The sequence below is a fragment of the Streptomyces sp. NPDC030840 genome (assembly GCF_055572015.1).
The window spans coordinates 1-12,589 of sequence record NZ_JBVIEE010000015.1 but is presented as its reverse complement, the minus strand read 5'-3'; the positions used below and the strand labels follow the sequence as shown (position 1 = coordinate 12,589).

Below are 12,589 nucleotides of genomic sequence, written 5' to 3'. Positions count from 1 at the left end.
ATGAATTTCGTCAAACGTGCAGGTCTCAGCCTGTGGGCCCGTAGGGGCCGGACGCTGATCACCTTCGCCACGTTCCTGGTCGTCTCCCTCATGGTGCTGGCCGGCGTACTGATCAACGCGGCGACCGCCCGGGCCGAGCTGGACGCCAAGCGGTCGGTAGGCGCGGAGGTCGGTCTCGGCATGGATCCGAAGGCTCAGGGAAGCCTCGGTCAGGCACCGACGATCGACTCCGCAGTGGTCGAAAGGATCGGCGAGCTCCCCCAGGTCCAGAAGTACACCTACTCCATGTGGGACCGGGTGCTCCTCAAGGGAGACGCCGGACTCGTCACCGACGGCGTGGAGGGCTCCATGGGGCCCGGCGGCACCGCGGGTATCGGCCTCCTTGACTCCTCGCTGCTTGCCGACTTCCGCAGCGGCAAGTTCAGGCTTCTCTCCGGAAAGCACCTGACTGCCGCCGACAAGGACAGGAAGCGGATCCTGATCGAGGAGCGCCTGGCCGAGAAGAACAGCCTCAAGACGGGCGACAGGGTGACCCTGACGGGAAACGACGAGAAGACGACGGGGGACTTCACCGTGGCCGGCATCTTCCGCGACCCGCGCCCTGGCACCGAGCTGGAACCTGAGCACTACGTCAACCCGGCCAACATGATCTACGGCACGGTCGGTGGCTTCGCCACCCTCAGCGCCCCCGGTAGCGGGGCCCAGATCACCCGGGCCACCTTCCTCCTGACGGACCCCGGTGACCAGGAGGCGTTCAGGGAGGAGGCTGAAGCGATTGCCGGCTCCGCGCTGGAGGGCCTCAAGCTCGACGTCAACGACAAGGCCGTGCAGCAGATGACGGGACCGCTCAAGAGCATCAGCTCCACCGCCACCCTCGCCATGTGGCTGATCGGCCTCGCGGGCGCCGCCGTCCTCGCACTCCTGGTCAACCTCGCCGTCAGGCAGCGCCGCACGGAGTACGGCGTGCTGTTGTCCCTGGGTGAGAAGAAGTGGAAGCTCATCACCCAGCAGGCCTTGGAGATCACCGCCGTGGCCGCTCTGTCCATCGTGCTCGCCTCACTGTTCGCTCCGCGGCTGACGCAGAGCGCCGGTCAGTCGCTGCTCGGCAGAGAAGCCACCTCGGCCCAGCGGGAGATCGACTCCTGGCAGCCGCCCGCTCCCGGCAGCACCGGTCTCGGCGAGGGCATCGACCCCAACGACCAGCCGGTCGAGAACGCCGACCCCATCGACAAGATCACCGTGGTGCTCAAGCCCGCGGACCTCGCCACCGTCGGTGGCGTCGGACTCGGGATCGGCCTGCTCGCCACCGCGATCCCGGCAGCCTCCGTGCTCCGCCTCAGCCCCCGCTCCATCCTCACGAACGGCAAGTGACCCGCCATGACCAATGCCACCGCGAGCCCGTCCGTCCTCCGCCTCAACCGGATCAGCCACGCCTACTCGGATCAGCGTCGCAGGACCACGATCCTTCGGGACATCGACTACTCCTTCGAACGCGGCACGTTCTACACGATCCTGGGCCCCTCCGGCAGCGGCAAGACCACTTTGCTCAGCCTCGCCAGCGGCCTCGACACCCCTACAAGCGGGACCGTCACCTTCGAAGACCGGGACCTCCAGGAACTGGGCCTGGGTCGCTATCGCAACAAGCACGCCGCCACGATCTTCCAGCAGTACAACCTCCTCACCTACATGACCGCCCTGCAGAACGTCATCTGCGCCATGGAGATCACCGGCGCCAAGCCCGCCCAGGGCAGCCGCAAGGCCCGCGCCCTTCAGCTGCTGGACCACGTCGGCCTCGACAAGTCGATAGCCACCCGCAACGTCATGAAGCTGTCCGGCGGCCAGCAGCAGCGCGTCGCCATCGCCCGCGCACTGGCCTGCGACGTCGACATCCTCTTCGCCGACGAACCCACCGGAAACCTCGACGAGGACACCTCCCAGGGCATCATCGACACCTTCCGCGACCTCGCCCACGAACAGAACAAGTGCGTGATCGTCGTCACCCACTCCCAGCAACTGGCCACCCAGTCCGACCGGGTACTCACCCTCCGCAAGGGGAAGCTGACCGAGCAGGTGAACCAGCGATGAGGACACACGCCGCGGCGGCCACGCCCGCTCCGCTCCTCGCCCAGGTTGTGTTCACCGGGTCCTTACAGCGCGGTCCTGTTCGCCGAGATGGCACCGGCCACCCTTGCCGAGCCGTTCGAACCACAAGGGAGGCTGAAGGAGATGCGTGTTCGTCTCCACCTGCGTGCACGCGCTCGGCCCCCGGCCCGTCAACGGACGTGGCTTGTGTCCGGCACCGACGGCCGACCCCGCGATGAGGACGTGGCCGGGTCTCCGCCAGGCCCATACCTGAGCCACTGGAGGGCCGGTGCCGTGAGGGCCGTGGTGATCAGCGCCATCAGGACCAGCTGGGTGAACAACTCCGGCCCGATGACCCCGAGTTCCAGCCCTTCGTTGAGGACGACCAGCTCCGTCAGTCCTCGGCAGTTCAGCAGCGCGCCGATGGACAGGGCCTCTCGCCAGGGCCGGCCCAACGTCCGGGCCGCGCCGGTCACACCGCCCCACTTGCCGAGCGTCGCGACGGCGAGGACCGCCCCCGCCCACAACCACTGCGCCGGGTCGGCGGCCAGCATCTCGATGTCCGTGCGCAGTCCCGTGTGGACGAAGTACAGCGGCAGCAGCAGAGGCACGGCGACGCCGCGCAGCCGGGCGGCCGCCAGCTCGACGCACCGGGCGCGCCGCGGGGAGACGACGCCGAACAGCAAGGCACCGAACAGCGCGTGCACCCCGATCGCGTCGGTGGCCAGGGCGGACAGGCTGAGCCCGCTGAACACGAGGACCAAGGACGCCCCGTCGCCGGTCTTCCGGGCCCGCTCCGCCCATCTGGCGAGCAGGGGCCGCACGGCGTAGAGCATGACGACGGCGAAGGCCACGGCCAGCCCAGCCGTGGCCACCGCGTCCAGTGCGGAGCCCGAGGTGGCGAGGGCCACCACCACGGTTGTTGAAGTCCGCGATCACAGTCGCATCGAGGGCGGCGTCGAGGATGCCGGCCGACAGCGGATCACGGCCGAAAGCCAGGTCGGGCCGCGATACCAAGTTGCGTGCCACTGCGTCGTACCAACCGTGGAAAGTGCCCTGGAACTTCACCAGCAGCGGTCGGCCAGTGGCGGCCCGGGCCAGTCGGATCGCATGGGAAATGGCCTCGCTACCGCTCATCACGGACACGGTCTGCTCGGCGGACGGTATGGCTTCGACGACAAGGCAGGCCATCTCCACTTCGAGTTCGGTCACACCGAGCCCGACTTGGTCCACGCCACTGATCGCGCAGACGACCGCCTGGTTCACGGCCGGGTGGTTGTGCCCCAGCAGCACAGCGCCGAATCCCGCGTGGTAATCAAGATAACGTTGTCCGTCCGCATCGAACACATAGGCGCCGTCGGCCTTGGTGAAGGCATACGGCCTGCCGATCGACCGCCCAAACGTGTTCACCCCGCCAGGAATGAATCGCAACGCTGCCTCTTTCAGTGCCCATCCGCGGGAATAAGTCGCGTCGGCGCCGGCAGCGGCCTGTTCTGTGGTATTCCGCATGAGCTGCCAATCCCCTCATGGAGGTGCCTGAATCGGTCTTCTTCAGTCGCCCTTCGCCGGGCTCAACCTCACGTCGACGAGACTTTGGCTTCGTCGCGTGAGGCCAAGGATCTGCTGAAGGAGATCGATGGTGCCGCCGCCGCTTCCCGCCTCGTAAGCGCAGGTGTCAGCGCTGTAGGTCATACGGGCGAAGGACAGGTGTTTGCCGCGGAAGCGAATGAGAGTGCGCATCACCGTTCCGAATGCATCGATCGATTCTGAGAACCGATCGGACATGCCGGGGCGGCTGACTGTGGGCGCTGCGCTGAGCCTGCTCAAGAAAGAGGGAGCATTTTCCCATTCGAGTGCCAACGCTCGCCACTGGGGGAGTGTGTAGAGAGTGGAATCATGCCGGAACTCGGCATGGTCGTCCACGCTGTGGTCGGATGCCCATAGCGCGAGGTCGATCAGGAACAGCGGGACGTGCGAGGCAGCGGGACCAAGGTATTTCTGTTCGCCGACCCTGATTTCCTGGAAGTAGGGCCGCAGAACTTCTGCGAAGAATTGAGGAGCTACTTTGCTCATGACCCGTCCGATCGATGTGTCGAACGAATCGAGCGCCATGGCGAGAGCGTTCAGCAACCCCGGCGTTTCCGCACTGTGGGGTTCGGCATCGGACAAGTGCCGGCAGAGGACCACTGCGTCGGCGAGGTGTGACAACGTCATCCGTGTCGCGTCACGCAGAAAGTTCTCCTGACTCTCACCGGTGTAGGTGCGGAGTCGTATGCCTTCAGGATTCCACTCGGTGTAGTGGAACACTGTGTCGCGCGGGATCATGTCCGTGCGTCGGCCCAACATCAGCAGAACCGGTTCGAGCTCCGGCAGAACCTCAACCGGTTCAGTGCCGTGGCGCTTCAGGGATCCCAGAAACAGTCCGATGTCGCGCATCATGGCCGAAGCCTCGTCGACCGGCAGATCAGACAGTCGTTCACCGGACGGAATGAGATCAGACAGCGTTCGTACGATCGCTCTGACATCCGCTCGGGCGTTCATCGACGGTAACGCGCGCAGTGCGTGATCGGCGTTCAGCGGATCCAGTGAGGCGATGCGTGTTGGTGAGTACTCGTTACTCATCTCGTTGCTCACGTCGCTTGATGCGGTGAGGCGACCATTGGTGGATCACACGCATACCGGCTCGATCGCTCCCCGCAAGGCGCGGCCGTGCAACCGGTCGAGCCCGTATCGGCGGTTGACCTCCTCTCTGGCGAGGATCAGCGAGGCCTTGCAGCGCAGAGTGGAACTGCGCAGTTTCTCCGTGCCGGCCAGCTGGTCGATGAACTCGACAGTGATCCGATCCAGGGCTGGGCGCACCTCGGTGCTCAGATCGGGACGCTCGGTCGGCGCCAATTCCGGGTGCTCCGTCCAGAGGTCGTGGAGTCCCTGCTGCACGAACTTGCTCATCTCGATCTGCACCCGGAAGAAGTCCACGGTCTCTTCCGGGTCGATCCCGGCGTCGGCGGCGAGTTCGGCGGCCTGGTCCAATACCTGCTGTTCCCGTACCGGATCTTCAATCGGCACGGTCGTGCCGAACTTGGCGGCGGCCACCTTGTCAGCGAGCAGGATTCGCTCGGCAGCGAGATCGACCAACGAGGTAAGCCCTCCCCGCGGTAATACGCGCGAAGGGGCTGCTGTTGCTGATGTCGTGCTGACTGACAGCAGCCCGGTCATGACCAGGACTGTGAGACCGGCACGCAGAGATGGGGAGGAAGAGGCTTTCGTCGACACTCGGACTTCCTTTTCCGTACGGTATTCGATGGCGATGGTTGCAGGATTGCCATGCGAGGCTGCTACTTCACCCCGTGACCAAAGCGCTACAGCGATACACCCGATGCTGCGACAGCGCGGAGAGTGGTGTGACGGGGCAAGTATCAGTGAATTCGGTGTTTCAAGGCGAGGTTGGGGTCAGGCTATAGGAGCTCACCGGTCAGTCGGAAGCGTATGGGGCTTGCGCTCGGGAATCGTCAAGGAACCGTCAAGTAAATGGGTACCTGTGCAAGGGCTTCAGGAACTGTGGGCACCGGGCTCGGCCGCGGACTGGCTGTCGAAAGGAACATGGTCCGCCGGCCGGAAGGGCGGTGCCGAACGCGGTGCGATCAGCGGCATCAGCCGCTGGTCACGCTGTCGAAGGGCTGGCATCGAACGTTGCTTGCGGCGGACGGGTCAGTCGCGAAGTTCATGGGGATGCCTACGTGTTGCTGACGCTTCCAACATCACCCCGCATCCAGCGAGCAAGGGGCTGCCGGGCGATGCCGTCTCCTCAGCGGGCATCTGCGTCTGTTGACGGTGAGCCAGACGAAACGTTCTGGCGCGGGGTGCGCAGCCCATCGATGAGCAGAGCGACCATGCGTTGGTTGTACTCGGGTCCTTGGCCGGGTACGGGCATGCACAGGTTGGCGATGGCGTACAGCAGGTCATCGGCGCTGACGTCGTCGCGGACTGCTCCGGCGGCTGCCGCGGCATCCAGCAGTTCCGTGAGGGCGGGGCCGACCTTCTCCAGGAAGTAGCCGGGCAGGGCCTCGTAGGCCGGATCGCCCGAATGCAGGGCGGGGGCCAGTCCTCGCTTGGTCCCCAGGAGCTCGGTGTACTGGCGCAGCCATTCGGCGAGCGCCTCTCCCGGCTCGTGGGTGGCGCTGAGTCGCGGTCCCGCCGCGGCGCACGCGTCGATCCCGCTCTCCACCACCGCCTTGACCAGGTCCGAGCGCAGCGGGAAGTGCCGGTAGAGCGTCCCGACGCCGACGCCGGCCAGGTCGGTGATCTCCTTGGCGGGTGCGTTGACGCCGGACGTGTCGAAGACGGTCCTCGCGGCCTTGAGCAGGGCCTCGACATTGCGCTGTGCGTCCGCGCGCGTGCGGCGGGGCGCCGCGGGCGGCGCTGCCTTCTCGGTCATGATCCCTCCAGTTGCGTAACCGGAAAGCCTTTCCGTATAGTTCCGGAAAAGCTTTCCGCTTAGCTGCAGGGTAGGGCATCCCACCGGTGCTCTTCCACAATCCAGGGAGGGACCCCATGCAGTACCGCACGCTGGGCCGCACCGGCATCAAGGTCAGCCCGTACGCCCTCGGCACGCTGATGTTCGCCTCGGTCGTCAACAAAGCGGGCCACGACGACTCGATCCGCGTCATCCACAAGGCACTGGACGCCGGCATCAACCTCGTCGACACCGCCGACGCCTACGGCGACGCGGAGGAGGTCGTCGGCAAGGCGCTCAAGGGGCGCCGCGACAGTGTCGTGCTGGCCACCAAGGTGAGCCGCCCGATGGGCGAGGACCCCAACCAGCAGGGCGCCTCCCGGCGCTGGATAGTGACCGCGGTGGAGAACTCGCTGCGTCGCCTGCAGACCGACCACATCGACCTCTACCAGATCCATCGCGTCGACCCCACGACTGACGTCGAGGAAACCCTTTCCGCGCTCACCGACCTGATCCGCAGCGGAAAGGTCCGCGCCATCGGCTCCTCCACCACCCCGGCCTCCGACATCGTCGAGGCACAGTGGGTCGCGGAACGCCGGAACCTGGAGCGCTTCCGCGCCGAGCAACCGCCCTACTCCATCCTCAACCGCGGTATCGAGCGCGAGGTCCTGCCCGTCGCCCAGCGGTACGGCATGGGCACCCTGGTGTGGGGCCCGCTCGCTCAGGGGCTGCTTACCGGCCGCGTGCGCAAGGACCAGGAGAACACCCTGATCCGCGCGGGCTTCGTCAAGCACCTCAACGACGAGCGCCGCATTGACGTCGTCGAACAACTCATCCCCCTCGCCAGGGAAGCGGGTATGCCGCTGACCCACCTGGCCACGGCGTTCACCATCGCCCACCCCGGCGTCACCAGCGCCATCATCGGGCCGCGCACGATGGATCACCTCGATGACCTCCTCGCCGGCCTTGACGTCGTCCTCGGCGACGACCTCCTGGACCGGATCGACAAGATCGTCCCACCGGGCACCGACATCGGCACGCTCGACCAGACCTACCTGCCTCCCGCCCTGGAAACCGCGAGCCTGCGTCGCCGCCCTCTCTGCGAGCGCGCGGCTGCCTGACGCTCCGCGTTGCTGCCGGTGACCTCGCGGTACACCGACGGCTTCGACCGCTCCGTCCCCGCCTTCCGCGATCGCTTGGCCCGCCAGCCGTTGTGTATCAACGCGGTTGTTTCGCACCACCGTCGTGCGCCATGGTCGCTCAGTCGGCAGTCGGCAACCGCAGGGTGGCGACGGCTCCCCCCTCCAAGGCGTTGGCGAAGGACAGCTCTGCCCCGATGACCTGGGCCTGGCCGAGGGCGATGGTCAGTCCCAGGCCGTGGCCTGTGCCACGCTCGCTCGTCCCTGTGCGGAACCGCTGGGGCCCGTCCGCCAGCAGTTCGTGAGGGAAGCCCGGACCGTGGTCCCGCACGGTCACACCGGCCCCGGCCACCGTGACCTCGACAGGCGGACGGCCGTGCCGGTGGGCGTTGACGACCAGGTTGGACACGATCCGGTCCAACCGTCGTGGATCGGTCACCACCGGCTGGACGGCGGCTCTGGACAGCCGCACCTCCAAGCCGGTACGGGCCACCACCTCGGTGACCACTTCGGCCCAGGGCACCGGCCGCAGCTCGGCTCGCTCGGCCCCCGCGTCGAGCCGGGAGATCTCCAGCAGGTCCTCTACCAGGGCCCGCAACACCGCCACCCGGTCCTGAACCAGTTCGGTGACCTCCCCCGGTGGCAGGAGTCCACTCGCGGTGACCAGGCCCATCAGCGGGGTACGCAGTTCATGGGCGACGTCGGCGGTGAAACGCTGCTCGGCCAGCAGCCGCTCACTCAGGCTGTCGACCATGGAGTCCACGGTGGCCGAGATCGCGGCGATCTCGTCCCCACCCGGCCGGGTCGCGGTCCTGGAGGACAGATCACCGGCCGCCACCTGTCGCGCGGTGCGGGCCACCCGCCGCAGCCGGCGGTTGGGCAGCTCAGCGGCCAGAGCCGACAGCGGCACCACCACGGCCAGCGCGACCAGGGAGTACTTCCACATGTGCCGGTCCAGGGCGCGGCGGGTGAGCAGGTCGGCGGTCATGTCGGCTTCCATCGCCACCGGGCCGCCGCGGTAGGTCATGGCCGCCCACATCGCTGGATGGTCGCCGGGGCTGTCCCCGTCGTACCAGGTCGCCGCTTCGTGGCCGAGGACCCGCTGGTTCTCCAGGCGGTCCAGGAGCTGTTCGGGTATGGCCTCAGGCTGCGTGATCAGCCCTTCCTGCGGGACGCCGTCCCTTTCGTAGCCCTGCAGCGCCTGGGAGAGCTGTGTCATCGCTCTGGCCCCGCCGTCGTTCATCGACCGCTCCAGGGTGCTGCGGTGGACCAGTACTCCCACCGTCAGCGCGACGGCACAGCGCAGGTCACCGTGACGAGCAGGGCGATCTTCCAGCGCAGGGAGCGCCAGTTGACCAGATCGCGCACGATATCCATGTCAGGGCCGCAGCTTGTAGCCGAACCCGCGGACGGTCTCGATCCGCTCGGGTCCGATCTTCTTGCGCAGCCGCAGTACGCACAGGTCGACCACCCGACTGTCCCCGTCCCAGCCGTAGTCCCACACGTTGCGCAGCAGCGTCTGGCGGTCCAGCACGATGCCGGGATGGGCGGCGAACTCCAGCAGCAGCCGCAGCTCGGTCGGGGTCAGCGCCACCGGTTCGGCCGCCCGGAAGACCTCAAGTCCCGCCGGGTCGATGGCCAGGTCCCCGAAGCGCAGCCGCGCAGGCTGCCGGCGCGCGTCGGGGCGGGGCGCCGCCGCGGACTCGGTGGTGGATGCGGCCGGGTCCCCGGGCAGCGCGGCCGGGGCGAACGTGGCCCGTCGCAGCAGCGAGCGGATCCGGGCCACCAGCACGGAGGTATCCACCGGCTTGACGACGTAGTCGTCGGCGCCCGCCTCCAGGCCGGACACCACGTCCAGTGCGTCGCCCCGGGCGGACATCATCAGGACCGGGGCCGTGCTGGTTTCCCGGATCCGCCGACACAGCCCGATACCGTCCAGGTCGGGCAGCATCACGTCCAGCAGCAGGTCATGCCCAGCGCCCCGGAACAGCTCCAGACCTGTGAGCCCGTCCCCGGCCGTGGTGACCTGGTAGCCGTAGCTCCAGCGCCATGGCGAGCGACCTGCGGATCACCTCGTCGTCCTCAACCAGGAGGACCGCGACGGGCACCGGAAGCCCTGCTGCGGCGGCTGAACGCATCATTGTCACCCATCCATGCGAAGGGCTGAAGGTCTCGTCGTGCCTTCAGGAACTGCCGACGGCCACGGGGCACCCGGCCCGGACAGCCCTGGACGGCTGCTGAGGCGTCACGAGAAGGCGTGGCCGCTGGTCTCGTGCGCCACTGCAACATAGCCCCCGAAGTCGGCGTTCTGGCCTGCCGGTTGTCGTGGGTGCGGTGGACCGCTTCGCGGCGTCCTCCTTGGTCCGCGCCCCTTTTGAACAGCCCGGTATCAAGTAGGGCACCCGATGAAGCACTCCTGTGTCTGCACCGGGGCGCGGGCATCGCGCGGACCGTGCGCCAGGACTGATACACAGCCGAGGGGTTGTCGAGGCCTGCCTGATACGCGGACGAGTCCGGCCGGAAGACTGCTGCGTCCAAGATCGAGGCCGGAGGGCGCGGCCGGGTGCTGTCGCTCCACGCGAGCCCGCCGGAGCGGGAACCGGCGGCGGATGAGAGGAGATTCTCGCGTGCGCAAGTGCATGAGTCTGAGGGTGGCTGCCGCCCTGACGACGGGCGTCGCGCTGACCGCGGCCTTGATGGCTGCCCCGTCGGCACAGGCCATCGTGGGGGGAAGCGAGTCGACCCGGGCCTACTCGTTCATGGGTTCGTTCCAGCCTTCCTATCCGGCGCCGCCGCGTCCGGACGGGCATGGTTGCGGGGTGATGGTCCTCGCCCCGCAATGGGTTCTGACCGCCAGTCACTGTGCCGGCAAGAACCCGACGAACGCGAAGGTGGGTGTCCCACGGGGCTGGAAGGTCCGGGTTGGGTCCCTGGACACCACGTCCGGAGGCGAGGTCGCCGAAGTCGACCGTTATTACCGGCTGGCGACCAGCCGCGACGAGGGAGGTTTCTGGGGCAGGGACGTGGCGTTGATGCACTTACGGACCCCAGTTCGGGCGAAGCCGGTGCAGATCGCGTCGGCCACACCGCCGGACAGCACGCCCGTTCGCATCATGGGGTGGGGCATGACCTGCGACGACGGCGACAACGCAGCGTGTTTCCCTACCCGGTTGCGGGAGGCTGACACCGTGGTGCAGCCGATCTCGGCGTGTCCGTCGGCCGCGCCGAGCGGTGAGTTGTGCGTGGGTGACGCCGACGGCCGCGTCGCCGCGTCGAACATGGACTCCGGTGGGCCGGCGCTGGTTCGCCAGGGTGACCGGTGGGCCGTGGCCGGTGTGGTCAGCGGCCCCGACGAAAGCGGCAAGACGCTGTACACCGATGTCACCCGGTACACCGGTTGGATCAACGGCATCATCACCGGCACCGACGTGCCCCCCGATGACCGGATCCCGAACGTGGAAGGGGCCACGGATCTGGGCAACTGCGTGGGTTCAGTGATCAGCACTCCGGCCTCCCGACCGCGGGACCGGGCGTTGTTGCTGACAAACGGTCACTGTGTACAGGGACAGCTGCCCGCGCCCGGCACCGCGCTGGTGGACCAGCCGGCCGACCGTGAGGTGCCGATCGCCGACCCTCAGGGCTATCCCCGGTCGATCGCTCATGCGGATCGGTTGGTGTACGCGACGATGACCGGCACCGACATCGCGCTCTACCGCCTGGACAAGACTTACGCGCAGCTGAAGGCTGAGCATGCGAAGGTCTTCCGGCTCACTTCCACCCCCGTGCGCGCGGGCGATCCGCTGACCTTGGCCTACAGCAGTGGCCGGCTTGCCTGCACTGCCGAGGCCGTGGTCGCGCACCTGCGGGAGGGCGGCTACCAGCAGGACGACTCGATCCGCTACGCCGCCGACCGGGACTGCGTCCCCTGGCACGGCACTTCCGGTTCGGCGCTGCTGGCACCCGATGCCACCACGATCGTGGGCATCCACAACACCCATAACGAGGCCGGTGAGCAGTGCACCAACAACAATCCCTGTGAGGTGAACCAGGACGGAGCCGTGACCTCCGTGCAGGGCCGTGGTTACGGCCAGCAGGTTCACATGCTCGGGGCCTGCCTGACGGCGGGATCGGAACTGGACCTGTCCCGGCGGGGGTGCACCCTCACCGGTGCGCCGTCCCGACCTGATCACCACGGCAGCCCTTCTGGCGGTCGCGAGCGGTAGCGAGCTTCGGTGTGCGTGATCATCACCGACGCCGCAGAGAGCAACCGGCCTGGCTGCGTACGCCGCCGTGAACCGTTCGGCGGCGTCCTGCCGGGGCGACGTCGGTCGGACGGCGGCTCGCGGCGCTGTGGGTGGCCGGTTGCGCAGTGGACCACATACATGCTTCGGCTCGCCCGGCTCTCGGCAGAGGCGCGTCGAAGCACGTCTGAGAGGTCGTTTTCATCTGTAGTGCGGCGCTATCTCCGGTACTGCGTCCACTGATGATCTGGTGCTGGTGGGTCAGCCGGGTTGGAGTTGCTGGCAGAGGCGCGTGATGTGACAGACGGGGCAGAAGGCGGCCTGCGCCTGTCTCATTCCAGGACGCTCGCATCTGTTCCGTGCTTCAGTCCGGCAGACCGCACGCCTGGGCGCACGCCCCCGACCGGCGGTACGTCCAGGGCATGGCCGACCGTCATGCGTATCCGAGTGATCTGTCTGCCCTTCCCGGACCAGAACGAGGCCCCTGGTCGAAGCCCTGGCGGATCTTCGGCAGTTGAGCCCGAATCCGAGATCCCCGACAGAGTCATGTGAGGAACGCAGGAAGCCCCGTCGGGGCAGGGCGGATTCCAGGGGTCGTTGCAACACGTGGTTGGTTGATCAGGCCGCGAGCAGTTTATGCAGGCGCTCGGCTGGGGTTTCCCAGTCGAGTGTTT

Annotated in this window: 8 protein-coding genes and 3 pseudogenes; 4 read left to right on the top strand and 7 right to left on the bottom strand. The window is 67.4% G+C overall.

The features are described 5' to 3' along the window. Together ACZ49J_RS28430 and ACZ49J_RS28425 are read left to right on the top strand one after the other, a co-directional pair. Positions 1–1,371, top strand: a complete 1,371-nt coding sequence (locus tag ACZ49J_RS28430; RefSeq protein WP_467452789.1) for an ABC transporter permease — start codon at positions 1–3, stop codon at positions 1,369–1,371. Positions 1,372–1,377: 6 nt separating this feature from the next. Further along, positions 1,378–2,085, top strand: coding sequence for an ABC transporter ATP-binding protein (locus ACZ49J_RS28425; protein ID WP_467452787.1), 708 nt, complete (start codon positions 1,378–1,380; stop codon positions 2,083–2,085). Between the two features lie 188 nt (positions 2,086–2,273). Here ACZ49J_RS28425 and ACZ49J_RS28420 read toward each other — a convergent pair whose 3' ends face one another. From ACZ49J_RS28420 to ACZ49J_RS28400, 5 genes and pseudogenes are all read right to left on the bottom strand, one after another. Next, positions 2,274–2,993 carry a cation:proton antiporter gene (locus ACZ49J_RS28420; RefSeq protein ID WP_467452786.1) on the bottom strand — a complete coding sequence of 240 codons (720 nt, stop codon included), beginning with the start codon at positions 2,991–2,993 and terminating at the stop codon, positions 2,274–2,276. Positions 2,994–3,126: 133 nt separating this feature from the next. Further along, a pseudogene (locus tag ACZ49J_RS28415) lies at positions 3,127–3,591 on the bottom strand (aminotransferase class III-fold pyridoxal phosphate-dependent enzyme); the annotation flags it as partial. Between the two features lie 42 nt (positions 3,592–3,633). After that, positions 3,634–4,716, bottom strand: a complete 1,083-nt coding sequence (locus tag ACZ49J_RS28410) for a monodechloroaminopyrrolnitrin synthase PrnB family protein (protein ID WP_467452784.1) — start codon at positions 4,714–4,716, stop codon at positions 3,634–3,636. Between the two features lie 33 nt (positions 4,717–4,749). Continuing rightward, a complete protein-coding gene (gene aroQ, locus ACZ49J_RS28405; protein WP_467452783.1) occupies positions 4,750–5,298 on the bottom strand; it encodes a gamma subclass chorismate mutase AroQ in 549 nt (182 codons plus the stop codon). Between the two features lie 589 nt (positions 5,299–5,887). Next, positions 5,888–6,517: a TetR/AcrR family transcriptional regulator gene (locus ACZ49J_RS28400; protein WP_467452782.1), complete on the bottom strand. Its 630-nt coding sequence runs from the start codon at positions 6,515–6,517 to the stop codon at positions 5,888–5,890. Positions 6,518–6,633: 116 nt separating this feature from the next. Between ACZ49J_RS28400 and ACZ49J_RS28395 the strand changes: the two genes are divergently transcribed. Continuing rightward, the gene (locus ACZ49J_RS28395; protein WP_467452781.1) at positions 6,634–7,656 is read left to right on the top strand and encodes an aldo/keto reductase; all 1,023 of its coding nucleotides are present in this window, start codon (positions 6,634–6,636) and stop codon (positions 7,654–7,656) included. Positions 7,657–7,795: 139 nt separating this feature from the next. Here the strand turns inward: ACZ49J_RS28395 and ACZ49J_RS28390 are convergent. Next, positions 7,796–9,051, bottom strand: a pseudogene (locus ACZ49J_RS28390) (ATP-binding protein). Between the two features lies 1 nt (position 9,052). Beyond that, positions 9,053–9,812 (bottom strand): annotated as a pseudogene (cseB, locus tag ACZ49J_RS28385) (two-component system response regulator CseB). Between the two features lie 489 nt (positions 9,813–10,301). Between cseB and ACZ49J_RS28380 the strand changes: the two are divergent. Then, positions 10,302–11,897 (top strand): trypsin-like serine protease, encoded by a 1,596-nt coding sequence (locus ACZ49J_RS28380; RefSeq protein ID WP_467452779.1) that lies wholly within the window; start codon positions 10,302–10,304, stop codon positions 11,895–11,897. The last annotated feature ends 692 nt before the right edge of the window (positions 11,898–12,589 follow it).